23 protein-coding genes are annotated in these 24059 nt (G+C 70.6%); 13 read left to right on the top strand and 10 right to left on the bottom strand.

The window, feature by feature from the left end:
* Positions 1–112: 112 nt before the first annotated feature.
* A complete protein-coding gene (locus tag AB0G47_RS30775) occupies positions 113–2938 on the bottom strand; it encodes an FAD-binding and (Fe-S)-binding domain-containing protein (RefSeq protein WP_360776668.1) in 2826 nt (941 codons plus the stop codon).
* Positions 2939–3217: 279 nt separating this feature from the next.
* On the opposite strand from AB0G47_RS30775, the gene serC reads away from it, so the two are divergent.
* A complete protein-coding gene (gene serC / locus AB0G47_RS30770) occupies positions 3218–4336 on the top strand; it encodes a phosphoserine transaminase (RefSeq protein ID WP_360776666.1) in 1119 nt (372 codons plus the stop codon).
* A 142-nt stretch (positions 4337–4478) separates the two neighbouring features.
* Here the strand turns inward: serC and AB0G47_RS30765 are convergent, their stop codons facing one another.
* Both AB0G47_RS30765 and AB0G47_RS30760 read right to left on the bottom strand, forming a co-directional pair.
* Complete coding sequence (locus AB0G47_RS30765; RefSeq protein WP_360776664.1) at positions 4479–5309, bottom strand: ABC transporter permease; 831 nt, start codon at positions 5307–5309, stop codon at positions 4479–4481.
* On the bottom strand, positions 5306–6328 hold the full coding sequence (locus tag AB0G47_RS30760) for an ATP-binding cassette domain-containing protein (RefSeq protein WP_360776662.1): 1023 nt from the start codon (positions 6326–6328) through the stop codon (positions 5306–5308). The genes AB0G47_RS30765 and AB0G47_RS30760 overlap by 4 nt, the downstream gene beginning before the upstream one ends.
* A gap of 133 nt (positions 6329–6461) precedes the next feature.
* Between AB0G47_RS30760 and AB0G47_RS30755 the strand changes: the two genes are divergently transcribed.
* Positions 6462–7253: a TetR/AcrR family transcriptional regulator gene (locus AB0G47_RS30755; protein WP_360776660.1), complete on the top strand. Its 792-nt coding sequence runs from the start codon at positions 6462–6464 to the stop codon at positions 7251–7253.
* 46 nt (positions 7254–7299) lie between these two features.
* Positions 7300–7698: a PPOX class F420-dependent oxidoreductase gene (locus tag AB0G47_RS30750; RefSeq protein WP_360776658.1), complete on the top strand. Its 399-nt coding sequence runs from the start codon at positions 7300–7302 to the stop codon at positions 7696–7698.
* Positions 7699–7789: 91 nt separating this feature from the next.
* On the opposite strand, the gene AB0G47_RS30745 is transcribed toward AB0G47_RS30750, so the two are convergent.
* Positions 7790–8794, bottom strand: coding sequence for a WD40 repeat domain-containing protein (locus tag AB0G47_RS30745; protein WP_360776656.1), 1005 nt, complete (start codon positions 8792–8794; stop codon positions 7790–7792).
* Positions 8795–8890: 96 nt separating this feature from the next.
* Here AB0G47_RS30745 and AB0G47_RS30740 point away from each other — a divergent pair, with 96 nt between their 5' ends.
* Positions 8891–9658, top strand: a complete 768-nt coding sequence (locus AB0G47_RS30740; RefSeq protein WP_360776654.1) for an SGNH/GDSL hydrolase family protein — start codon at positions 8891–8893, stop codon at positions 9656–9658.
* On the opposite strand, the gene AB0G47_RS30735 is transcribed toward AB0G47_RS30740, so the two are convergent.
* Positions 9648–10433 carry a hypothetical protein gene (locus tag AB0G47_RS30735; RefSeq protein WP_360776652.1) on the bottom strand — a complete coding sequence of 262 codons (786 nt, stop codon included), beginning with the start codon at positions 10431–10433 and terminating at the stop codon, positions 9648–9650. The two genes, AB0G47_RS30740 and AB0G47_RS30735, sit on opposite strands and share 11 nt — an antisense overlap.
* 355 nt (positions 10434–10788) lie before the next feature.
* On the opposite strand from AB0G47_RS30735, the gene AB0G47_RS30730 reads away from it, so the two are divergent.
* Together AB0G47_RS30730 and AB0G47_RS30725 are read left to right on the top strand one after the other, a co-directional pair.
* Entirely contained in the window at positions 10789–12102 is a 1314-nt protein-coding gene (locus AB0G47_RS30730) for a DUF418 domain-containing protein (protein ID WP_360776650.1), read from the top strand.
* Between the two features lie 94 nt (positions 12103–12196).
* Positions 12197–14248, top strand: coding sequence for a tetratricopeptide repeat protein (locus tag AB0G47_RS30725; protein ID WP_360776648.1), 2052 nt, complete (start codon positions 12197–12199; stop codon positions 14246–14248).
* Positions 14249–14255: 7 nt separating this feature from the next.
* Here the strand turns inward: AB0G47_RS30725 and AB0G47_RS30720 are convergent, their stop codons facing one another.
* Positions 14256–14711: a carboxymuconolactone decarboxylase family protein gene (locus tag AB0G47_RS30720; protein WP_360776701.1), complete on the bottom strand. Its 456-nt coding sequence runs from the start codon at positions 14709–14711 to the stop codon at positions 14256–14258.
* 66 nt (positions 14712–14777) lie between these two features.
* Here AB0G47_RS30720 and AB0G47_RS30715 point away from each other — a divergent pair, with 66 nt between their 5' ends.
* Together AB0G47_RS30715 and AB0G47_RS30710 are read left to right on the top strand one after the other, a co-directional pair.
* Positions 14778–15314: a MarR family transcriptional regulator gene (locus tag AB0G47_RS30715; protein ID WP_360776646.1), complete on the top strand. Its 537-nt coding sequence runs from the start codon at positions 14778–14780 to the stop codon at positions 15312–15314.
* Between the two features lie 80 nt (positions 15315–15394).
* Positions 15395–16387: an aldo/keto reductase gene (locus AB0G47_RS30710; protein WP_360776644.1), complete on the top strand. Its 993-nt coding sequence runs from the start codon at positions 15395–15397 to the stop codon at positions 16385–16387.
* Positions 16388–16512: 125 nt separating this feature from the next.
* On the opposite strand, the gene thpR is transcribed toward AB0G47_RS30710, so the two are convergent.
* Positions 16513–17082, bottom strand: a complete 570-nt coding sequence (thpR, locus tag AB0G47_RS30705) for an RNA 2',3'-cyclic phosphodiesterase (RefSeq protein ID WP_360776642.1) — start codon at positions 17080–17082, stop codon at positions 16513–16515.
* 121 nt (positions 17083–17203) lie between these two features.
* On the opposite strand from thpR, the gene AB0G47_RS30700 reads away from it, so the two are divergent.
* Genes AB0G47_RS30700 through AB0G47_RS30690 form a run of 3 tightly spaced genes read left to right on the top strand, consistent with a single transcriptional unit; the run spans position 17204 to position 19896 of the window.
* Positions 17204–18394, top strand: a complete 1191-nt coding sequence (locus tag AB0G47_RS30700; RefSeq protein ID WP_360776640.1) for an FAD-dependent oxidoreductase — start codon at positions 17204–17206, stop codon at positions 18392–18394.
* Between the two features lie 24 nt (positions 18395–18418).
* Complete coding sequence (locus AB0G47_RS30695; RefSeq protein WP_360776638.1) at positions 18419–19357, top strand: sigma-70 family RNA polymerase sigma factor; 939 nt, start codon at positions 18419–18421, stop codon at positions 19355–19357.
* A gap of 29 nt (positions 19358–19386) precedes the next feature.
* A complete protein-coding gene (locus tag AB0G47_RS30690; RefSeq protein ID WP_360776636.1) occupies positions 19387–19896 on the top strand; it encodes a GNAT family N-acetyltransferase in 510 nt (169 codons plus the stop codon).
* A gap of 10 nt (positions 19897–19906) precedes the next feature.
* On the opposite strand, the gene AB0G47_RS30685 is transcribed toward AB0G47_RS30690, so the two are convergent.
* Both AB0G47_RS30685 and AB0G47_RS30680 read right to left on the bottom strand, forming a co-directional pair.
* Entirely contained in the window at positions 19907–21247 is a 1341-nt protein-coding gene (locus AB0G47_RS30685) for an MFS transporter (RefSeq protein WP_360776634.1), read from the bottom strand.
* A 45-nt stretch (positions 21248–21292) separates the two neighbouring features.
* Positions 21293–21730 carry a MarR family transcriptional regulator gene (locus AB0G47_RS30680; protein WP_360776633.1) on the bottom strand — a complete coding sequence of 146 codons (438 nt, stop codon included), beginning with the start codon at positions 21728–21730 and terminating at the stop codon, positions 21293–21295.
* 144 nt (positions 21731–21874) lie between these two features.
* On the opposite strand from AB0G47_RS30680, the gene AB0G47_RS30675 reads away from it, so the two are divergent.
* Positions 21875–22057 carry a ribbon-helix-helix protein, CopG family gene (locus AB0G47_RS30675; protein WP_135333375.1) on the top strand — a complete coding sequence of 61 codons (183 nt, stop codon included), beginning with the start codon at positions 21875–21877 and terminating at the stop codon, positions 22055–22057.
* Between the two features lie 12 nt (positions 22058–22069).
* Here AB0G47_RS30675 and AB0G47_RS30670 read toward each other — a convergent pair whose 3' ends face one another.
* Positions 22070–23518 carry an NCS2 family permease gene (locus tag AB0G47_RS30670; protein WP_360776632.1) on the bottom strand — a complete coding sequence of 483 codons (1449 nt, stop codon included), beginning with the start codon at positions 23516–23518 and terminating at the stop codon, positions 22070–22072.
* Positions 23519–23730: 212 nt separating this feature from the next.
* Here AB0G47_RS30670 and AB0G47_RS30665 point away from each other — a divergent pair, with 212 nt between their 5' ends.
* Complete coding sequence (locus AB0G47_RS30665) at positions 23731–24000, top strand: DUF2530 domain-containing protein (protein WP_360776630.1); 270 nt, start codon at positions 23731–23733, stop codon at positions 23998–24000.
* The last annotated feature ends 59 nt before the right edge of the window (positions 24001–24059 follow it).

Raw genomic sequence — 24059 nt, 5'->3', positions numbered from 1 at the left:
AGCGCAGCGGAATCGGCGCAGCCGACGCGACGAAGGAGCGCCCTTGACTCCCGGCCCGGAACCGCCAACCTCAGGACAACCGGGCGGCCCCGGTACGAACACCACCGCCGGATCACCGAAGCCCCTCCGCCAGTACCTCCGCCAGATGCCGCCCCCGAACCCCCTCCCCCAACTGCTCCAGCTGCGTACGGCAAGAGAAGCCGTCCGCCAGGATCTCCGACGAGGGCGGGGCCGAGCGCACTGCCGGGAGTAGTTGCTCCTCCGCGCAGGCGCGCGAAACCTCGTAATGGCCCGCCTCGAAGCCGAAGTTGCCCGCCAGGCCGCAGCAGCCTCCGCTCAGCTCGCCTTCCAGGCCTGCCTTCTGGCGGAGCCTGCGTTCCGGGCCGTCGCCCAGGACCGCGTGCTGGTGGCAGTGGGTCTGGCCGACCACCGGGCGGTCGATGCGCGGCGGGTGCCAGTCGGGGGCGCGCTCCTCCAGGACCTCGGCGAACGTGCGGACCGCGGACGCGAGGCGCCGCGCCCGCTCGTCGTCGCCGCCGAGGAGTTCGACCAAGTCCGACTTCAGGGCCGCGGCACAGCTCGGTTCGAGGACGACCACCGGTGCGCCGCCCTCCAGGAGCGGTTCCATGTGGTCCAGGGTTCGGCTCAGGACCTTACGTGCGCGGTCCAGTTGGCCCGTCGATACGTACGTCAGGCCGCAGCACACCCCGCTTCCCGGCACGAAGACCGTCAGCCCCGCATCCTCAAGGACCCGCACCGCCGCCCGTCCCACCTCCGGCGAGAGGTGGTCCGTGAACGTGTCCGGCCACAGGATGACCAAGCGGTCGGAGGGCGGCGTGATCTGCGTTCCCTTGCGGCTTGGCTGCCTGAGCCACCAGCCGCGGAACGTCTCCGGGGCGAGCCGTGGGATCTCTCGTTCCGGGGCGATACCGGCGAGACGTTTGGCCAAGCCCGCCAACACGCCCACGCGGGACAGGGCGTTGGCCAGGCGGGTCGTGCGCGTGCGGGACGCGAGGCGCAGCCACAGCGGCAGCCAGCCCATCGCGTAGTGCGACGCGGGGCGGCGCCTGCCCTCGTAGTGGTGGTGCAGGAACTCCGCCTTGTACGTGGCCATGTCCACGCCCACGGGGCAGTCCGAGCGGCAGCCCTTGCAGGAGAGGCAGAGGTCCAGGGCTTCGCGGACTTCCGTCGAGTGCCAGCCGTCCTTTACCACCTCTCCCGCCAGCATCTCGTGCAGCAGCCGTGCCCTGCCCCGCGTCGAGTGCTCCTCCTCGCCCGTCACGCGGAAGGAGGGACACATCACCCCGCTGCCCGCCGAACCCGTCGACTCCGTACGGCACTTGGCGACCCCGACGCACCGCCGCACCGCCGCCGAGAAGTCGCCGCCGTCGTGCGGATAGCCGAAGGCGACGTCCACCGGCTTCCTCGGCAGCGGGGTGAAGCGGAGGTTCACGTCCAGCGGGGCGGGGCGCACCAGCATCCCTGGGTTCAGGAGGTCCGCAGGGTCCCATGCTCCCTTCACCCGCTCGAAGAGGCGTACCAGGTCGTTGCCGTACATCTTGGGGAGCAGTTCCGCCCGCGCCTGGCCGTCGCCGTGTTCGCCGGAGAGTGATCCGCCGTGCGCGACGACCACCTCCGCGAGGTCCTCCGAGAAGCGCCGGAAGCCTCGTACTCCCTCCTCGCTCATCAGGTCGAAGTCGATGCGTACGTGGATGCAGCCGTCCCCGAAGTGGCCGTACGGAGTGCCGCGCAGGCCGTGGTCCGCGAGGAGCGCCCTGAAGTCCCTTAGATACGCGCCCAGTCGGGCCGGCGGGACCGCGCAGTCCTCCCAGCCCGGCCATGCCTCGCTGCCGTCCGGCATCCGCGTCGCCGTCCCGCTGGCGTCCTCGCGGACCCGCCACAGCGCTCGCTGTCCCGCCGGGTCGGTCACCACCAGCGAGTCCACGGCACCGTCGCCGGAAGCCGCCTTCGCGATCGCCTCCGCACGCGCGCGTGCCTCGGCCTCGCTGCCGCCGCCCGTCTCCACGAACAGCCAGGCGCCGCCCCTGGGCAGCCCTTCCGCGCCGCGTACCAGGTCGGCGGCCATGCCCTCCACCGTCAGCGGGCCGTGCGGCAGCAGTGCGGCCGCCGCTTCCGCCGCCGCGCTCTCGTCCGCGTATCCGAGAACGGCGAGGGCCCGCGCGCGTGGCGCCTCGACGAGGCGCACCGTCGCTTCCGTCAGGACGGCGAGCGTGCCCTCCGAGCCGCAGTAGGCGCGGGCCAGGTCGACGCCGTGCTCGGGGAGCAGGGCGTCCAGGGCGTAGCCGGAGATGCGGCGGGGCAGCTCCGGGAAGCCGGTCCGCAGGAGCTTCAACTCGGCGTCCACCAAGGGGCGCAGGCCCTCGGGGGCGCCTTCCCAGCCCTGGGCGAGGCTGAGCCTTTCGCCTCCCGAGGTGATGACCTTCAGGCGGTGGACGTTGTCGGCGGTGGTGCCCCAGGCCACCGAGTGGGAGCCGCAGGAGTTGTTGCCGATCATTCCGCCGAGGGTGCAGCGATTGTGGGTGGAGGGGTCGGGGCCGAAGGTGAGGCCGTGGCGGCCGGCCGCGTTGCGGAGGTTGTCCAGGATCACCCCTGGCTGGACGGTCGCCGTTCGCGTGTCCGCGTCCAGGGCGGTGATCTGGTTCATGTGGCGGGTGAAGTCGAGTACGAGGCCCACCCCGGTGGCCTGGCCTGCGATGGAGGTGCCTGCGCCGCGGGCGACCACTGGGACGCGGTGCTCCCGGCACACCGTCAGTGCCGCCGCCACGTCGTCCGCGTCGCGCGGGGCGAGGACGCCTTGCGGGACGCGTCTGTAGTTGGAGGCGTCCATGGTGTGCAGGGCGCGGGCGGTCGTGGAGAAGTCCACGTCTCCGCTGACGGCTTTTCGTAGGGCGCGCTCCAGGTCTCCGTGGTCGTTCATGGGTCTTCTCTTCCCCAATCCCGCCCCTACCCGAATCACCCGGCTCCGCCGAGTTCGTCCTCAAACTCCCCCAAGCTCTTAAAGAGCAGGGGGGACCCCCTCGACGGGCTGAAAGATCTGCAGGGTGATCGGGTGGGTGGGCGGGAAAGATCCGCCGCGGAGCGGCGGCCTTGAGCAGGGTCCGGGGCGGAGCCCCGCGGCGTCCGCCCCGCGTGGCGACGCGATCTCACCCGGCGGACACGCGGAAAGCCCCGTGCCCTGAGCCGCTAGGCTCACCCCGTGGCTGAGATCCAGATTCCCGCTGACATCAAGCCCGCCGACGGACGTTTCGGCGCGGGCCCCTCCAAGGTGCGCACGGAGGCGCTGGACGCCCTCGCCGCCACCGGTACCTCCCTGCTCGGCACCTCCCACCGCCAGGCCCCGGTCAAGAACCTGGTCGGCCGCGTGCGCGAGGGTGTGCGCGACCTCTTCTCCCTCCCCGAGGGATACGAGGTGATCCTGGGCAACGGCGGCTCCACCGCCTTCTGGGACGTCGCGACGCACGGCCTGATCGAGAACAAGTCGCAGCACCTCAGCTTCGGCGAGTTCTCCTCCAAGTTCGCCAAGGCCTCGAAGCTCGCCCCCTGGCTGGCCGAGCCCTCCGTCATCAGCAGCGACCCGGGCACGCACCCGGAGCCGCAGGCCGAGGCGGGCGTCGACGTCTACGCGTTCACGCACAACGAGACCTCGACCGGCGTCGCGGCCCCCATCAAGCGGGTGGCCGGCGCGGACGCGGGTTCCCTCGTCCTGGTGGACGCCACCTCCGGCGCCGGCGGCCTCCCCGTCGACATCGCCGAGACGGACGTCTACTACTTCGCCCCGCAGAAGTCCTTCGCCTCGGACGGCGGCCTCTGGATCGGTGTCTTCTCCCCGGCCGCCGTCGAGCGCGCCGAGCGGATCCACGCGTCCGGCCGCCACGTCCCGGAGTTCTTCAGCCTCCCGACGGCGATCGACAACTCCCGCAAGAACCAGACGTACAACACCCCGGCGCTCGCCACGCTCTTCCTGCTCGGCGAGCAGCTGGAGTGGATGAACAGCCAGGGCGGCCTGGAGTTCACCACCGGCCGCACGGCCGCCTCCTCGCGCACGCTGTACGGCTGGGCCGAGGAATCCAAGTACGCGACGCCGTTCGTCACGGACCCGGCCAAGCGCTCGCAGGTCATCGGCACGATCGACTTCGCGGACGAGATCGACGCCGCCGCGGTGGCGAAGGCTCTGCGGGCCAACGGGGTCGTTGACACCGAGCCGTACCGCAAGCTGGGGCGCAATCAGCTGCGCGTTGCCATGTTCCCGGCGATCGACCCGGCGGACATCGAGGCGCTGACCAAGTGCATTGATTACGTGATCGAGAAGCTGTAGCGCTTAGCTGCACGGGCCCGGCTTTTGCCTGCGGGTTCGTTGTGGCTGGTCGCGCAGTTCCCCGCGCCCCTATGGGGCGCGGCTGGGGCGCCCGGTAGGGAATACCTGCTGGGCGCCCCATTCGCGTACAAGCACAAATTCCTCAGCGGCTCAATTGCTTGAACTTCCGTACCGCCAGCGGCAGGAACACCAGCGACACCACCAGCGGCCACACCACCGCCATCAGGATCGCGTGCTGCTCCACCCAGCTCGCGCCGCCCGCGCCCGGGTTGCCGAACAGTTCGCGTGCCGCCGTGCCCGTGGAGGACACCGGGTTCCACGCGGCGATCGGCGCCAGCCAGTCCGGCATCAGGGACGGCGCCACGAAGACGCTGGAGATCATGGTGAGCGGGAAGGCGACCGCGTAGAGGCCGCCCGCCGCCTCCGGGGTCGGGACGACGAGGCCCAGGTAGACGCCCACCCAGATCAGGCTGAAGCGCAGCAGCAGAAGAAGGCCGAAGGCCGCCAGGGTCTGCGGCAGGCCCGCGCTCGACCGCCAGCCGATGGCCAGCGCCGTCAGGGCGAGGATCGTCAGCTCGGCGCAGGCCACGATGAGGTCCGCGAGGCCGCGCCCGGACGCCACCGCCGACGGCGCCATCGGCATCGAGCGGAAGCGGTCGATGACACCCTTGGTGGAGTCGGTGACGACGCCCATCGCGGTGCTCATGAAGCCGAAGGCCATGGTCATCACGAACATGCCGGGCATCAGGAACTGCTTGTAGTCGCCGTCCTCGCCGCCGCCGGGCACCTTCATCGCCTCGCCGAAGACAAAGCCGTACAGGAGTACGGAGATGATCGGGAAGCCCAACTGCCAGGCGATGTTGACCGGTTGACGCCGGTAGTGGGTGAGATAGCGGCGGGTGATGTTCCAGGAGTCGGCGAGCGCCCAGTAGAGGCGCCCGCGCGAGGTGTCCGCGGTCAGTGCGACGCTCATGCCGCCACTCCGTCCTTCTCGTCGGCATCGGTCAGCGGATCCGGTTCCAAAGGCGACTCCGCCCGGTGTCCCGTCAGCCGCAGGAACACGTCGTCCAGGCTCGGCCTGCGCAGGCCGATGTCCTCGATCGCGATCCCCTGGTCCTGGAGCGTCCGCGCCACCTCGGTCAGTGCGCCGACCCGGTCCGTGACGTCCGCCTGGACGCGGCGTTCCAGGGCGTTCGTCTGCGGTACGCCGTCGGCCACGCGGGACACGGCCGTCCATGCCGCCGACAGGTCGGCGGCATCGCGCACCACGACCTCCAGGCAGCTGCCGCCCACCGTGGACTTCAGGCCGTCCGGGGTGTCGTCGGCGATGGCGCGGCCCTGGTCGATGACGGTGATCCGGGACGCCAGTTTGTCGGCCTCCTCCAGATACTGGGTGGTCAGCAGGACCGTCGTGCCGTCCGCGACCAACTTCCGTACGGTGTCCCAGACTTCGAGGCGGCTGCGCGGGTCGAGTCCGGTGGTCGGCTCGTCCAGGAAGAGGACGGCCGGCGCGAGGATCATCGAGGCGGCGAGGTCGAGCCTGCGGCGCATGCCGCCGCTGTAGTCGCCCGCGCTCTTGTCGGCCGCCTCCACCAGGTCGAACTGCTCCAGGAGTTCCTGGGCGCGGCGCGCCGCCCGCCCGCCGCCCAGGTGGAAGAGGCGGCCGAACATCTCCAGGTTCTGCCGGCCGCTGAGCACCTGGTCGACCGCCGCGTACTGCCCGGTGAGGCCGATACGGGCGCGTACGGCATCGGGGCTGCGGACGACATCGGCGCCCGCGACCTCCGCGCGCCCGCCGTCGAGCCGTACCAGTGTCGAGAGGATGCGGACGGCGGTGGTCTTGCCCGCGCCGTTCGGTCCGAGCAGTCCGTGCACCGTGCCGCGCGCGACCGTGAGGTCGAAGGCGTCCAGGGCCTTCTTCTCTCCGTAGCGCTTCTCCAGGCCCTCGGCCCGTACCGCGTAGTCGTTCCGGTCGTTCCCGTTCCCGTCCATCGCTGCCCCTCCAGCCAGTTCCACCACAAGCCCTACGCCCAATGAGTACGGCGTACCCAATTGAGAGTACACCGTACCCAGTTTTGCGGGTACACCGTACCCAATTACTTCCCGGACCATTAGGCTGAGCGCCATGACGAGCACGAACGGCGGCGACGTCCAGCGCACCGGCAGCGACATCACCCGCAGCCTCGACATGCTGTGGGGCAGCGGCGAGCGCCCGGCGCGGGGCCCCAAGCCGGGGCTCACCCTGGAGCGGATCGTCACCGAGGCGGTGCGCCTCGCGGACGCCGAGGGCCTCACCGCGGTCTCGATGCGCCGCCTGTCCACGGAGCTCGGCACCGGCACGATGTCGCTGTACCGCTACGTCCCCGGCAAGGCCGATCTGCTCGACCTGATGCTGGACCGCGTGTACGCGCCCCCCGAGGACCCCGAGGGCGCGGCGCCCTGGACCGGCGGCTGGCGCGAGGGCGTCGAGGCGTACGCCCGCGAGACCCTCGTCCTCTACCGCCGCCACCCCTGGCTGCTCCAGGTCAACCAGGCCCGCCCGGTACTCGGCCCCGGAGCCGTCGGCGGCCTCGACCGCACGCTGTCCCGGATCAAGCCGATGGGCCTGACCGACCCCGAGCTGATCGGGGTGATCGTCATGACCGAGGGGTACGTCACCGGGGTCGCCCGCACCCAGGTGCACGAGATCGAGGCGGTGCGCAAGACCGGCCTGTCCGACCGGGAGTTCTGGGAGGCGCAGGCCCCGGCCCTCGACAGGATCATGCGCAGCGGCCGCTACCCGACGCTCGCCGGCCTCTCCGAGGACGCGTTCGGCGCGGACTTCGATCACTTCGAGTTCGGCCTGCAGCGGCTGCTCGACGGCCTGGACGTCCTGGTCGCCCGGCGCGAGGGTGAGCAGGACGTCCAGAGAGCGTGACATATACGGCGATCAGTGCCTCTATGGATGGATGACGCCGAAACCCATGAGCCCAGCGAGCCCCGCCCTCGCCCCGTTCGTGAAGCAGTACACCGTCCTGCTCACGAGCCACAAGAAGGACGGCACGGGCGTGGGCGCCCCCGTCAGCATCGTCGTCGAGGGCGACCACGCGTACGTCCGCACCTACGCCAAGGCGTGGAAGGCCAAGCGGATGCGCCGCAACCCCGAGGTCGAGATCGCCCCGTCCACACTGCGCGGCGCACCGACAGGACCCGAGATCAAGGCACGGGTACGGCTGCTCGACCAGGGCGGCGAGGAGAACAAACACGCGGCAAAGCTGCTCAGGCGCAAGTACCCGGTGCTGCACGGCCTGGTGGTCCCGCTCACACACAAGATCACGCGGGACAAGACACTGCATTACGAGGTACGGGTACTGGGCGAATAGCGGCCCCGAAGCCCCGCGGGGTGCGCTTCCGTGCCCCAAAGGGGCGCGGGGAACTGCGCGACCAGCCACATACGGCCCGCAGATTCCATCCTCAGCGCCGCCGCAACACCCGCTTCAGGCCGAGGAAAGCCGCCACCACAACCGCCAAGGCCAACGCCCCCACCTTGAAGTCCCCGTCGAGCCCGGAGCCCCCGCCGCCCCCGGCATCCGGGCCCGAACTCCCGCCGCCTGAACCGGCGGTGCCACCCGCGCCCTCCACCTCGACCGGCTCGACCTCGCCCTGCTCACCCTCCGTGCCGTACATGAGGTTCGTCCCGTCCAGGGTGTACGACACCGACTCCCCCTGGCCCTGGAGGGGAACGCTCAGCCGCCCCTCGCGCGCCGGCAGCTTCCCCTCGCCCTTCCAGGCGTACGAGACACCGCCCAGGTAGCCCCGCAGGGCAAGCTGCTTGCCGTCGGGGGAGAACGCGCCGTCGGTCGTCCAGAGGCCGGTCTTCCCGAGGCGCTTGAAGACATTGACCCCGGAGGCGGACATCTGCGCAGGCCCCTCGTACAGCGCCCCGCCCTCCTCCTTCTTGTCCGCGATGTAGATCCGCCCGGTCTTGGGGTGGACCATCAACGCCTCCGCGTCGCGCGCCCCGTCCTCGTACTTCACCGTGTACTGCGTGGCGCGCACGGTCTGGTCGCGGAGCTGCTTCGGCTCGGGCAGCTTGTAGATCCACACGTGGGACCAGGTGCCGCCGAGGTTGTCGCCGATGTCGCCTACGTAGAGGTTGCCGTCGCTGCCGACGGAGACCGCCTCGACGTCGCGCGGCTTCCCGACGCCGGTCATGGTGATCGTCGCGACCGTCTCGCCGGTCTTGCCGTCCACGGCGTAGAGCAGCGCCCCGCCCTTGTCCTGGTCGTTGTGCGTCCAGTAGACGCCCGGGTGGGCGCGGGACGCGGCAAGGCCGCTGGACTCGATGATGCGGGGGTCCTTCATGGTGAACCCGTCGTGGCTGTCGTCGGCGGCGGCCGGAGCGGCGGCACCGAACAGGACCAGGCAGCCGGCGGCGGCCGCGGCCATGGCACCCATCGAAGTACGCAGTGAACGCATGGCCCAAGACTGCCACCCCGGCGCGGGGCGGCGGGCGTCCGGCGGGTGTTGAGCCTCACATCGCAGGCCGGGGCGTTGATCCGGGATGATGAGCGGATGCTCAGGTTCATGTTCGTCGGCGACTCGATGACGATCGGAAGCGCCGGGGAACACACCTGGCGCCACCGGATGTGGCAACACCTGCGGTCCTCGCTCGGCGAGCCCGGCGAACTCGGCGAGCCCGGCGAACTCGGCGAGCCCGGCGGCGAGGGCTTCGCCGTCGTGGGCCCGCGTCTGACGCTGCACGACAAGACCACCGGCGAACCGACGTCGCACGCCTACGCCGACGGCACGGACCCCGCCTTCCCCCGCAACCACCTCGCGGGCTGGGGCGAGGGCTGGCTGCACATGGCGCCGCAGATCGCCGACGCGGTGACGCGCGACCGCCCCGACGTGCTGCTGATCTCCCTCGGCCTGATCGACCTCGGCTTCTACACGAACGCCGAGCAGACCGCGGAGAACATGCGCCGCTTCGTCGCTCAGGCCCGTACGGCGAACCCGCACATCCGGATGGTCATGCTCCCCGTCATACCGAACGTCCGGGCCCGCACGGACGCCCCGTTCGCGGCGGAGGTCGCCCGCTTCAACACGCTGCTCGCGAAGGCGGTCGCCGACCTCGACACGGGTACGTCCCCGCTGCTCCTGGCCTCGTCCCCGCCGTCGTACGACATCGACGTCGACACCTACGACGGGACGCACCCCAACGCCTCCGGCGAGCACCGCCTCGCGGGGGCGTTCGCCGACGCCATGCACCAGGCGTGGGGCGTGGGCGCGCCGTACGGAACGACGCGCCCAGAACTGCTCAACTCACTTACTACCGGCTGAAGTTGGCCTTGAGGGCCTTGAGCCCGGCGATGTCCCACTTCGTGTACTGACCGGCGTACTTCTTGACGCGGTCCTCGCTGCCGCCCTTCGCCCTGCCGTGGCCGCCGTTGGGCGAGCACATGACCGGGGTGTCCTTGCTGCTGTTGCTGACGCACTCGAAGGGGTCGACGGTCCTGTTGGCGTCCGGGCCGTCGGCGTTCGCGTGGTCGAGCCCGATCGCGTGCCCGATCTCATGGCTCATCATGTTCGAGACGCGCGCCGGGCCTATCGCGTAGTCCCCCGGCTTCCAGTACTCGCTGTCGACCCATATCCACCCGCCCCACGCGCTCTTGTTGCCGCTCGCCGAGCAGGGGTGCGCCTGGGAGTAGCCCGGCTTGTTGCCGGGCATGAAGGGCCGGTACTTCAGGCCGACGGTGATGACGTGACGCTCGGCGGTGTTACAGGCGTTCTGCTCCTTGTGATAGCCGCTCGCCAGCGTGAACTTGGTCCCCGTGACCGCGGTCAGCTGCGCCGCGGTCTTCTTCAGCTGCGCCCGCAGCTGGGACTCGGCGGTCTTGGTCTGCGCGGCGGTGAGCTTGGTCTCGGAGGCCTTGGGCTTCACGAGATGGATGACGTACGGATCCGGGCTGAGCGACTGGATCCCCCGGTCGGACAGGATCCGCCATCCGGTGCCCTTGTACACGTCCCCCGCGGCGTACGCCGGATTGCTGAGCGCGACGAGCCCCGCGGCGGCGGCGAGCACGCCGACGGAGCGGACGATCTTCTTCATGGTCATGCAGGGATCTTCGCGGAGGGTGCCAACAAGTCCCCAACGGGGGTGGGATCTTGGCCGGCTGCTCCTGCTTCGAGCGCGCGGGGTGGCGCGGAAAGTCTCCGCGCCGCCCCGTCCCCCGTCCGCTCCCCCCTGCCCCGCCCCGATCCCCCGCTCGTTCCCCCGTTCGTTCCCCCGTTTTGTGCCGGGCGCCCCCGTAACGCCCGGCAGGAAGAACGCTAGGCAGCCCCGCCAACACACCGCCAACAGCGGCTTCGTACTTTGGTCGGCGGGCGGGACGGCGATCGCATCCCTTCGTCGGCGACCGCGGGACGGAAGGCGGATGTCCGCCCTCCCGCCGCCTTTCTAGCGTCGAAGCATGACGGTCGAGACCAAGAACACGGGCGCCCGCACCGCGAAGACGGGCCTTCGCACCGCGCCCCGCCGTGCGGGCGTGCTGCCCGCCGAGCGGGCCCTCGCACCCGACCTCGCGCGCGGGCTCATGCTGCTGTTCATCGTCCTGTCCAACACCGCGTTCCATCTGACGGCGGCCCGGCACGGCCCTTCCGGCTGGCAGCCGGTGGACGGCGGATGGCTGGACCATGCCGTGCAGTTCGCCATGATCACTGTCCTTGACCTGCGCATCTATCCGCTCTTCGCGTTCCTCTTCGGGTACGGGATGATGCGGCTCTATCTGCGGCAGACGGCGGCAGGCACCTCGGAGCGGGACGCCGTGCGCCTGCTGCGGCGGCGGAGTGTGTGCCTGGTCGTCATCGGGCTGCTGCACTCCACGCTGCTGATGGCCGGGGACATCATCGGCTACTACGGGGTGGTCAGCCTCGTCCTCGGCTGGCTGTTCCTGCGGCGCAGCGACCGTGCGCTGAAGTGGTGGATCTGGATCGCCGCCGCGCAGTTCGTGCTGCTGGCCGCCCAACCCGTCGTATCCGCCCTGCTGGCAGGGGAGTTGGGGTCACTCGGGGACGCCGGTGCCGAACCGGGCGCCGATGCCTACGCCGCCGGCGAGTCCAGCTGGGTGGCAGCCGCGGGGACGCGGCTCGGCAGCGGGCTCTTCGTGACCTTCGCCGCCGCCCCGCTCTCCCTCGTCGGCGGTGCGTACGTCGTCTTCCTGCTCGGCTTCTGGGCCGCGCGCAAGGGTGTGCTGGAGAACCCGGGACGCCATCTGCCGCTGCTGCGGTGGACCGCCGTGACCGGCATCGCGGTGGGCTGGCTGGGGGCGCTGCCCGCCGCCCTTGCGCACGTGGGGGCGCTGGATGTCCCGGACGACGCGCAGAGCGAGGGCGGCGTCCTGACGATGCTGCGGGACGCGACGGGGAACGCGGCCGGGCTCGGGTATGTGGCGGCGGTGGCGTTGTTCGCGCACTGGTGGGCGGGGCGGGAGTCCCGCAGGGGCACTCGGGCCCTGTCGGCCGTGACCGCCGTGGGCAAGCGGTCCCTCTCCTGCTACCTCGCCCACTCGCTCCTCTTCGCCCCCGTCCTCGCGGCCTGGGGGCTCGGCCTGGGCGAGCACCTGTCGAGCGCGACGATGGCCCTCTTCGCCGTCGGGGTGTGGCTGGTCACGGTGGCGGGAGCGTACGCACTGGAGCGGGCGGGGCGCAGGGGTCCCGCGGAGGCGGTGCTGCGCAGGATCATGTACCGGCCCGGGCGCGGCTCGGCCTCCACGACCGGCGCCTGAAGCAACTCGTCGTAGCGGCCTGTGGGTCACCCGTCGGACACGGAGCGGCAGTTGACGTACAAGTCGAAGTGCAAGCGGACTACCGTAGCTGTGCATGGGGGAGAACACGGTCTCCGGTGGCCGTCAGGACGCCGTCGTCCAGGCCGGCACGGTCCACAGCGTGACGATCACGTCGCCGGCGCAGAGCCGGGAGTCGCTCCCGCGCTATCTGCGGGATCCCGACCGCTGGCCGCTCACCGACGAGTGGGAGGCGCTGGCGGCGGGCGCGCACCGGGCGCGGCCCGGCGATGACGGGAGCAAGCTGCCGCCGTACGTCGAGCGGGACGTGGACGCGGTGCTGCGCGAGGCGGTCGCGCGGGGCGGTCTGATCGTGGTCGTCGGCGACTCCACGGCCGGCAAGACCCGGGCTTCGTACGAGGCGGTGCGGGCGGTGCTGCCGGGCTGGCGCGTGGTGGCACCTCCGCCGGGCGGTCATCTGGAGCGGGCGCCCGAGGTGGTGGAGCGGGCGGGGGTGCCGTGCGTCGTGTGGCTGGACGATCTGGAGCGGTATCTGGGCCCGGAGGGTCTTGAGCCCGACGTGCTCGACGATTTCATCAGGCTGGACGTCCCCGTCGTCGCGACGATGCGCCTCAAGCCGTACGAGACGTTCAGCGTCGACCGCGAGGACGACATCGGTTCGCGGGTGCTGCGCCTCGCCGAGGTCGTCGACATGAACCGCCTGTGGAGCGAGGTGGAACTGTCCCGCGCCGGCGACTGCGACGACTCACGCATCGTGGACGCCGTTGCGCACCACGGCACTTATGGGCTCGCGGAGTACCTGGCGGCGGGGCCCGCGCTGCTGCGGGAGTGGCGGCACGCGTGGGCGGCGCAGGGGCATCCGCGCGGGGCGGCACTGGTGTCGGCGGCCGTCGACCTGACGCGCTCGGGTCTGCGCGGGCCCTACCCGCAGGCACTGCTGGTCGAGCTGCACGGGCATTACCTGTATGCGGCGGGCGGGCGGGTGCTGCGGCCCGAGCCGTTGGATGAGGCCTTCGCCTGGGCGTCGCGCGTGCGGCTCGGGGTGACGAGTCTGCTGGTGCCGGTCGGTGAGGAGCAGTGGGCGGCTTTCGACTACCTGGTGGATGCCGCGGATTCGGCGGTTCCCGGCTGGACGTGGGACTGCGCGCTCGCCGGCGCCGCGGACGACAAGGACTCCCTGGCCATCGGGGTGAACGCGTACCGGGCCGGCGAGGACGGCGTCGCCGAGGCGGCTTGGCGGCCGCTCGTCGAGGCCGGCCACACGGGGGCCACGAACAACCTCGCGATCCTCCTCGCGCGCACCGGCCGCCCCGACGAGGCCGAACGTCTCTATCGCCGGGCACGCGACAAGGGCCACCCCAGCGCCGCGCACAACCTGGCCCTCCTCCTGGCGAAGACCGGCCGCACCGACGAAGCCGAACGCCTCTACCGCCATCTCCACGACAAGGGCCACCCCAAAGCCGCGTACAACCTCGCCATCCTCCTCGCGGAGACCGGCCGCACCGACGAGGCCGAGCGGTTCTACCGCCACGCCCACGGCAAAGGACACCCCAGAGCCGCGCACAACCTCGCCAATCTCCTGAACAGGGCCGGCCGCACCGAAGAAGCCGAGCGGTTCTACCGCCACGGCCACCGCGACGGCCAGGCCAATGCCTCGTACAACCTGGCCATCCTCCTGGCGAAGACCGGCCGCACCGACGAGGCCGAGCGCCTCTACCGCCGTCTCCACGACGACGGCCACCCCAAAGCCGCACACAATCTCGCAGCCCTCCTGGCGAAGACGGGCCGCGCCGACGAAGCCGAACGGCTCTACCGCCCCCTCCACGACAACGGCCAGATCAAGGCCACGTACAACCTGGCCATCCTCCTCGAAGAGGCCGGCCGCACCGACGAGGCCGAGCGGTTCTACCGGCACGCCCACAACAACGGCCACTCCAGCGCCACGTACAACCTGGCCATCCTCCTGAACAAGGCCGGCCGCACGGACGAAGCCGAACAGCTCTACCGCCACGCCCACGAGAACGGCCACCCCAAAGCCGCTCACAACCTCGCCATCCTCCTGAAGAGAACCGGCCGCGCCGACGAGGCCGAGGCCCTGCGCAGCCGGCTCCCGGAAGTCGAGGAGTGAGCGCGGCTCACACCGCGCGCGTCAGCCGGTTCGCCAGCGTCGACATCGTGTACGTACCGATGCCGAGGACGACCTCCAGCGCGTTCCGCTCCGTGTAGCCGTGGGAGAGGAACTCCTTCAGCCGGTCGTCGTCGACTCCGCCCGCGGTCGCAAGGACCTCCAGCGTGAACTGCCGTACGGCTTCGAGCCGTTCGTCCTCCAGGGCGCTGCCGTCCCGCAGCGCGGCGATCAGCTCTGTGCCCGCGCCCAGCTTGCGCAGCTTCCCGGTGTGCATGGTGACGCAGATGTGGCAGTCGTTGCGTACGGCGATCGTCATGATGACGACCTCACGGGCCACCGGCTCCAGCGTCGAGCGCTCGAAGCTCGCGCTCAACTCCAGGAAGCCGTTGAGGAGTTCGGGTGACTCGGCGAGGCGCGCCACCGCGCTCGGGGTCTTGCCGAAGGCGGCCGCCGTGCGCTCCATCGCGGCGCGCGACTCGGCCGGTGCGGTCTCCACAGTGTGCTCAGCGAACAAGAGGTACCCCTTACGATGGACAACGTGGTTGACGATAAGAAGGTAAACCAGGTTGACGATTCCCGCAAGGGGGTCGAGGAGCCCGAAAGCGACGGGCGCGGCTACGAGCTGCCCCTGCTCCTCTTCGCCGGGTTCCGCACCCTCATCGACCGGCTGCACGCCGAGCTGGCCCGGCAGGGGCACCCGGACGCCCGCCCGGCCCACGGGTTCGCGATGCAGGCGATCGGGATGCAGGGCGCGAGCGCCAGCGAGGTCGGGCGCCGGCTCGGGGTCTCCAAGCAGGCCGCGGGCAAGACGATCGACCGCCTCATCGCCCTCGGCTACGCGGCACGCACCGACGACCCCGCCGACGCCCGCCGCAAGCTGGTCCGGCTCACCCCGCACGGCATCGACGCGCTCGCCCGTTCGGCGGCAATCTTCGACGAGCTGCACGCGGAGTGGGCCGGGCAGTTGGGCACGCGGCGCCTGCGCGCCATGGAGGACGATCTGCGGGCCGTCGTCCCGCCGGAGGCGTTCCGGCTCGACGCGGCGGGGTGGATGGGCGGCTCGTGACCGGGCCGGGGCGACACGTTCCCCCGCAGCTGAGCCGCCCCCTTGCCTGGAGCGCACTCGAAGTCGTTGGCTAGGTGCTCATGAAGTACACGCAGCTGGGACGCACAGGGCTCAAGGTCAGCCGGCTCACGCTCGGGACCATGAACTTCGGGCCGCAGACCAACGAGGCCGACAGCCACACGATCATGGACGCCGCGCTCGGCGCGGGGATCAACTACTTCGACACCGCCAATGTCTACGGCTGGAGCCCGAACAAGGGCCGCACCGAGGAGATCATCGGCACCTGGTTCGCGCAGGGCGGCGAGCGGCGCGACAAGGTCGTGCTCGCCACCAAGCTGTACGGGAGCATGGCCGTCGACGGGGAAGCGCCGTGGCCCAACCACGACAAGCTCTCCGCGCTCAACATCCGCCGGTCGGTGGAGGCGTCGCTGCGGCGGCTGCAGACCGACTACATCGACATCTACCAGTTCCATCACATCGACCGCCGGACCCCTTTCGAGGAGATCTGGCAGGCCGTCGACGTACTCGTGCAGCAGGGGAAGATCCTGTACGCCGGGTCCTCCAACTTCCCCGGGTACAAGATCGCCCAGGCGAACGAGGTCGCCGCCAGGCGCGGCAGCTACGGCCTCGTCAGCGAGCAGTGCCTGTACAACCTCGCCGAGCGCAGCGCCGAGATGGAGGTCATCCCGGCCGCCCAGGACTACGGCGTCGGGATCATCCCGTGGTCGCCGCTGCACGGCGGGCTGCTCGGCGGCGTACTGAAGAAGGAGGGCGAGGGCGTCCGGCGTGCCAGTGGGCGGGCCGCCGCGGATCTCGCGAAGCCGCAGGTGCGCGCCCAGGTCAAGGCGTACGAGGAACTGCTCGACAAGCACGGCCTCGAGCCGGGCGAGGTCGCGCTGGCCTGGCTGCTCACGCGGCCCGGCGTGAGCGCGCCGATCGTCGGGCCGCGCACGGCCGAGCAGCTCGACTCCGCGTTGCGGGCGGTCGAGCTGGAGCTTTCGGATGAGGTTCTGGGCTCGCTGGACGAGATCTTCCCCGGTCCTGGGCCGTCTCCGGAGTCCTTCGCCTGGTAAGGCGTACGCGGGTGGGCCGCTTCGGCTAGCCGCCGAACGCGGCCGCCACCGCCACCACGACGAACATCATCACGAGTACACCGGCCATGATCCGGTTCCTGGTTTTCGGGTCCACGTAGTCGAGGTTAACCGGCGCCGCCGAGCGGCCAGCGCCCGACCACCTCGTAACGGGGCCGCTCCCCCGGCATCCCGCTCTTGGGCAGATTGCTGCGTACGAGGGTCAGCTCGCCCACGGTCCACTCCTCGCCCCGGAACGTGGCGAGCCCCTCGGCGTACGGGGCAAGGGGCGGCTCGCCCTTGCCGCGGGCCAGGGTGAGGTGGGGGCGGTAGTGGCGGTGTTCCTCCATGGTGATGCCGGACTTGCGGGCCGCGGCGTCCGCGCGGGCGGCGAGCAGACGCAGGGCGTCGATGTCGCCCGCGGCGCCGACCCACAGCGCCCGGTCGCCGAAGTGGCCTCCGGCGTGCAGGGAGAGGGGGAAGGGGGCGGTGCGGCGCGCGGCGCGGTTCAGGCGCTCGGTGAGGTCCAGGACGGTCTCGTCCGCGACCTCCGACATGAAGGCGAGCGTGAAGTGCCAGCCCTCCGGGGCGGTCCAGCGCAGCTCATCGGCGCCCGGCAGGGTCTTCAACTTGGCCGCGGCCTGGGCGAGTTCGTCCACCACCGCATCCGGCGGGAGCACCGCCGCAAAGAGTCTCATGGTGCGATTCTGACCTCCGGCACCCCTCTCCCCGGCGGTGACCCGCATCACATCCGGCTCCTGTCAGCAATCGGGGCGCCGTCTCGTTCAAGGGGCACGCGAACGAGACAGGAGCAACGCCATGAAGCACCGCATCGTCGTACTCGGTGCCGGATACGCCGGGGCCTTCGCCGCCGGAAACCTGGCCCGCAGGCTCTCCCCCGCCGACACCGAGATCACCGTCGTCAACGCCGTGCCCGACTTCGTCGAGCGGATGCGGCTCCACCAGCTCGCGAGCGGCCAGGACCTCGCCCTGCGCAAGCTCGCCGACGTCTTCGCGGGCACCGCGGTCCGGCTGCGCCTGGCCCGCGTCACCGGCATCGACCCCGAGCGCAGGACCGTCGCCGTGACCGGCGAGGACGGCGACGACGAGCTCGCGTACGACACGCTGCTCTACGCGCTCGGCAGCTCCGTCGCCCACCACGGCGTCCCCGGCGTGGCCGAGCACGCCTTCGACGTGACCGGCAGGTCATCGGCGCTGCGGCTGCGCGAGCGCCTGGCGGGCCTGGGCGCGGGCGGCACCGTCCTTGTCGTCGGTGAGGGTCTCACCGGCATCGAGACCGCCACCGAGTTCGCCGAGACCAGGCCCGACCTCTCGGTCGAGCTCGCCGCCCGCGGCGAGCTCGGCGCCTGGCTCTCCCCGAAGGCCCGCCGCCACCTGCGACGCGCCTTCGACCGGCTCGGCGTCACCGTCCACGAGCACACCGGCATCGAAGCCGTCGAGCCGACTCGGGCGATCGCCGCCGACGGCAGCTCCATCCCTGCCGACGTGACCGTGTGGACGGCCGGGTTCGCCGTGCACCCCATCGCGGCCGCCAGTGGCCTTGAGGTAGCCGAGACCGGCCAGATCGTCGTCGACCGCACCATGCGCTCGGTCTCGCACCCGGACATCTACGCGGCCGGTGACTGCGCCTACGCGATCGGCGAGAACGGCCGGCCGCTGCCGATGTCCTGCGCGTCGGCCGGCTTCACCAACATGCAGGCGACCGCCGCGATCATCGCGCGCCTGACCGGCGGCAAGGTCCCGGCCGTCGGGCTGAAGTACTACGGCAACCACATCAGCCTCGGGCGGCGGGACGCGATCTTCCAGATGGTGGACGGGGACGTACGGTCGAAGGCCTGGTACCTGGGCGGCAAAACCGCCGCGCGGCTCAAGTCGGGTGTGCTGAAGGGCGCCTCGCTGGGCATCGCCCACCCGACCTTCGGGATGCCGAAGCGCAGGCGCCGCCTGGCCGGCGCGACCGAGCGGTCCGGTGTGAAGGCCGCCGCATAGGCGGTGCCACATACGGTGTTCCGCATGGACATTGCAGCCGTCGATCGGTTCGAGGCAAGCCGGGGCCGGCTTGCCTCGCTCGCCTACCGTCTGCTCGGCTCGGCCGCCGACGCCGAGGACGCCGTGCAGGACACGTTCCTGCGCTGGCAGGCCGCGGACCGCGACCAGGTCGAGGTGCCGGAGGCGTGGCTGACCAAGGTCGTCACCAACCTCTGCATCGACCGGCTCCGCTCGGCGCAGGCGCGCCACGAGCGGACGGCCGGGGCCTGGCTGCCCGAGCCGCTCCTCGACGGCGACCCGATGCTCGGCCCCGCCGACACCTTCGAGCAGCGCGAATCGGTGTCCTTGGCCGTACTGACCCTCTTGGAGCGCCTCTCCCCGGTCGAGCGGGCCGCCTATGTCCTGCGCGAGGCCTTCTCCTACCCGCACGCCGAGATCGCCGGGATCCTCGACATCTCCGAGTCCGCGAGCCAGCAGCATGTCCACCGGGCCCGGCGCCGGGTCGCCGCCGAGCGCCGCGGCGGCGCCGAGGTGGACCCCGCGTCCGCGCGCCGGGTCGTCGAGGAGTTCCTCGCCGCCGCCATGTCGGGGCGCACCGAACGCCTTGTGGCGCTGCTCACCGACGACGTGACGGCGGTCTCGGACGGCGCGGGCCTCGCCAAGCGGCTGTTGCGGTACACCACGCGCGAGCGGGTCGCTACCTACGTACGCGCCGGCTTCAAGCCCACGGCGGCGAAACGGCGCCTGGCCGGCGGCTCGCCCGCGATGCACATCGCGCTGCTCAACGGCTCCCCGGCGGTCGTCGCCGTGGTCGAAGGCCGGGTCGTGGGCGCCGTGGCGTTCGACGTCACCGACGGCAAGGTCGCCTCCCTGCGCGGCATCGCCGCCGCGGACCGGCTCACGCGCCTCAACGAGGCCTGGCAGCAGCACGATCACGAGGCGCCGGTCATCAACGCGTGGTGAAAGGGGCGGAGTTGGGGAAGGGAAAGCACATGGACCCCATAGCCCGCATCCGCCCCGGCGGCCCCACCGACATCCCCGTCATCCTCGGCCTCTTCGACCGCGCGGTCGAATGGCTGGTGGCCCAGGGCCGCACCGGCCAGTGGGGCGACAAGCCCTGGTCCGCCAATCCCAAGGCCGTCTCCATGGTCGAGAAGTACGTCACGACCGGCACCCCGTGGATCGCCGAGCTCGACGGGGAGGCCATCGGCACCCTCACGCTCACCGACGCCCCGGGGTCCTACGTGAAGCCCGCCGGCGAGCCGGAGCGGTACGTGCACCTGCTGGCCGCCCGCCACGGCTCCGGCGCGGGCCGCGCCCTCCTCGCCCACGCGGCAGCAGAAACCCGGAGCCAGGGAATCTCCCTGCTCCGGGTCGACTGCTACGCGGGCGGTGACGGCAAGCTCGTCGCGTACTACGAACGCAACGGGTTCACGCGGACCGAGGCCTTCGTCGAGGGCGACGGCGCCTGGCCGGGACAGGTCCTGGCCAGGCGCGTCTGAGGCAGCGCCGTCACGCCGCCGTGGCCAGCTGCTCCCGCGGCACGAACTGCACATGCTGCTGACCGCGCCGCAGATCCACCTTCAGGCGAAGGTTCGCCGCCCGGGCCAGCATCAGGCCGACGCCCACCGCGGCGAGCGCGCAGACGAGACCGCCGACGGCCATGCTCAGGCGGACGCCGTACGCGTCGGCGAGCCAGCCGAAGAGCGGGCCGCCCAGCGGCGTACCGCCGGTGAAGACCATCATGAACAGGGACATGACGCGGCCGCGCATCTCGGGGTCCGTGGCCATCTGGACCGAGGAGTTGGCGGTGACGTTCACCGTCAGACCGAGGATGCCGATCGGGATGATCAGCGCGACGAACATCCACAGGTCGGGCGCGAAGGCCGCCACCATCTGCAGGACGCCGAAGGCGATCGCCGCCCCGGCGAGCAGCCGCAGACGTGATGTGCCGCGGCGCGCCGCGAGCAGCGCGCCCGCCAGCGAACCGACTGCCATCAGGGTGTTGAAGAGCCCGTACATCCCCACGCCGCCGTGGAAGATGTCGTCCGCGAAGGCGCTCATCCAGATCGGGAAGTTGAACCCGAAGGTGCCGACGAAGCCGACGAGGACGATCGGCCAGATCAGTTCGGGGTGCTTCGACACGTAGTTGAGGCCTTCTCGCAGCTGGCCCTTGCCCCGCGGCTTGCGCGGGGTGTGGTGCAGCTCGCTCGTACGCATCAGGAGCAAGCCGGTCAGCGGTGCGAGGAAGGACAGGCCGTTGGCGAGGAACGCCCAGCCGGGGCCGACGGCCGCCGTAAGGCCGCTCGCCACGGCGGGGCCGACGAGCCGCGCCGACTGGAAGTTCGCCGAGTTGAGCGAGACCGCGTTGCGGACCTGGTCCGGGCCCACCATCTCGGAGACGAAGGACTGCCGGGTCGGGTTGTCGACGACCGTGACGAGGCCGGTGAAGAAGGCCGCCAGGTAGACGTGCCACACCTGGACGTTGCCGCTGAGCGTGAGCACGGCGAGGAAGAGGCCGCTGATGCTCATCGCGCCCTGGGTGCAGAAGAGCAGCTTCCGCTTGGCGAACCGGTCGGCGATGACGCCGCCGTACAGGCCGAAGAGCAGCATCGGCAGGAACTGCATCGCGGTGGTGATGCCCACGGCCGCGGACGATCCGGTGAGGCTCAGGACCAGCCAGTCCTGGGTGATGCGGGCCATCCACGTACCGGTGTTGGAGACAACGGCGCCGGAGGCGAAGAGCCGGTAGTTGCGGATCTTCAGCGAGCTGAACATCGACGACTTGTCGGCAGGGGTCTTGTCGAGGGCGGTTGGTGCGGGGGCGGAGTCTGCTCCGGATCCCGTACTCAAAGTGGGTTCGCCTCCTTGGCGTACGTGACAGGGGTCCCTGCCGGGTTACAGATGGGCGAGCTTCTCCAGGACCGGAGCGGCGGCACGCAGCCGCGCCCACTCGTCCTCGTCGAGGTGCACCGCCAGACCGGCGAGCCAGGCGTTCCGCTTGCGGCGGCTCTCTTCGAGCATGGCCTCGGCGGTCTCGGTCTGGGTCACCACCTTCTGGCGGCGGTCCTCGGGATGCGGCTCGAGCCGGACGAGACCCTTGGCTTCGAGCAGCGCCACGATGCGGGTCATCGACGGCGGCTGCACATGTTCCTTGCGGGCCAGCTCACCGGGGGTGGCGTGGCCGCAGCGGGCGAGGGTGCCGAGCACCGACATTTCGGTGGGGCTCAGCGATTCGTCGACCCGCTGGTGCTTGAGTCGACGGGACAGGCGCATCACGGCGGAGCGCAGTGAGTTCACGGCGGCGGCGTCGTCACCATGGGAGAGGTCCGGCATGTTCGTTAGAGTAACTCATTACTCTACCTAAAGACCACCCGGTTTCCCGCACTGGACCAGGGAGAACCTTTTCGTCACCCATATGAGTGAGGTGACTTCGGAAAGTGAGACGCGCGCGGCAGGGCGGCGGCGACTCTGTCACGCATGGGATCGACAGTGCTCAGCCTGCGGATAGACGGTGAGCTGCTCGACCGGCTCAAACAGCACGCCGCCAAAAGAGGGATGAGCGTCCAGGACTATGTGGTCCGGACGCTCATCCGCGATGACTTCGACGAACGCTTTGCGACGTCCGTCGAGGAGACAGAGAAGTTCTACGGGGCGGCGTGAGCCCCGGGGCCCTTACGTGAGACCCAGCGCCGGCATCAGGTAATAGAACCCGAACACCGCCGCCACGACGTACATCGCGACCGGCACCGAACGCCCACGGCCCGCGGCCAGCCTCAGCACGGTGAAGCTGATGAAGCCGATGCCGATGCCGTTCGTGATCGAGTACGTGAACGGCATCATCACCATCGTCAGGAACGCCGGGATCGCGATGGTGAAGTCGCTCCAGTCGATCTGCGTGATCGAGCCGGACAGGATCAGGAAGCCGACCGCGATCAGCGCGGGCGTGGCCGCCTGGGACGGCACCATCGTCGCGATGGGCGTGAGGAAGAGCGCGACCGTGAAGAGGCCGCCGGTGACGATGTTGGCGAAGCCCGTACGCGCGCCCTCGCCGACACCCGCGGTGGACTCCACGAAGCAGGTGGTGGCCGATGAGGACGAGGCGCCACCGGCGGCGACGGCGATGCCGTCGACGAACAGGATCTTGTTCATGCCGGGCACATTGCCCTTGGAGTCGGTCAGCTTGGCCTCGTCGCTGACGCCCATGATCGTGCCCATGGCGTCGAAGAAGGTCGACAGCAGCACGGTGAAGACGAAGAGGGTGCCGGTCAGCATGCCGACCTTGCCGAAGCCGCCGAACACGCTGATCTGACCGATGAGCCCGAAGTCCGGTGACGCGACCGGATTGCCGGGCCACTCGGGCGTCGTCAGGCCCCAGGAGGGGACCGTCGCGACGGCTTCGATGATCATCGCGACGATCGTCATGGTGACGATGCTGATGAGGATCGCGCCGGGCACCTTGCGGACGAGCAGGGAGAGCGTGAGCAGCGCGCCGAGCACGAAGACGAGAACCGGCCAGCCGGTGAGGTGGCCGTCGCCGCCGAGCTGCAGCGGGACCGTGGTGTGCGCGGCGTCCGGGATGCGCGAGACGAAGCCGGAGTCGACGAGGCCGATCAGCATGATGAAGAGACCGATGCCGATCGCGATGCCCTTGCGCAGGCCCAGCGGCACGGCGTTCATCACGCGCTCGCGCAGGCCGGTCGCAACGAGCAGCATCACGACGAAGCCCGCGATGACGACCATGCCCATCGCGTCGGGCCACGACATGCGGGGCGCGAGCTGGAGGGCGACGACGGTGTTCACGCCGAGGCCTGCGGCGAGCGCGATCGGGACATTGCCGATGACGCCCATGAGCAGCGTGGTGAAGGCGGCGACCAGGGCCGTCGCGGTGACCAGCTGGCCGTTGTCGAGCTGGTTGCCGTACATGTCCTTCGCGCTGCCCAGGATGATCGGGTTCAGCACGATGATGTAGGCCATCGCGAAGAAGGTGGCGAAGCCGCCGCGGACTTCCCTGGCCAGCGTGGAGCCCCGCTCCGTGATCTTGAAGTAGCCGTCGAGGCCGCCTTGCGGGGGCTTCGGCGGCTCATTGCTGGCGTCGACCGGGGCGGTGGCCGAGGAAGGCATGCGGGACCTCATGAGCTCAGGGAAGGGAAAGATCGTTAAGCCGTGACCTCAAGATCGAATTGTTTCTTCGTACGAAAGCAATCGGCCATTAACGAACCGTTTCAGTATGAATACATGAGACCGAATTCGCTATCTCCGCGCGTAGACCCTTGACCCACAAGGCTTGTGCGCCCGCAGACCGGGCCCGGCCCGCCCTCTCGTAAGGTGTACCCATGGCGAAGTGGACCCCCAAGCACGAGGCACCGGAGCCCCTGGAGGGGCCCGTCGTCGCCACCATCACCGGCGGCACGATCCTCTGGTTCGTCCTCTTCCTGGTCCAGCTGCCGTTCTATGGCTGGTTCGACGACCGCGACGCGACGTGGTGGGTCTGGACCTGCCTCGCCGGAGCCGGTCTCGGCCTGATCGGCATCTGGTACGTCCGTGGGCGCGACGCCGCGATCAAGCGAGCCGCCGAAGATTCGGCGCACAGGGCCGCGGAGTAGTCCGTACGACCACGGGACCGTTCGCGTCCTACCGTGGTCGGATCTTTCCGGCACTCAAG

Origin of the sequence: Streptomyces sp. NPDC021622 (assembly GCF_040640795.1) — a bacterium.
Lineage (GTDB): Bacteria > Actinomycetota > Actinomycetes > Streptomycetales > Streptomycetaceae > Streptomyces.
The sequence above is the reverse complement of the archived record's forward strand: the minus strand, read 5'-3'. Positions and strand labels throughout refer to the sequence as shown.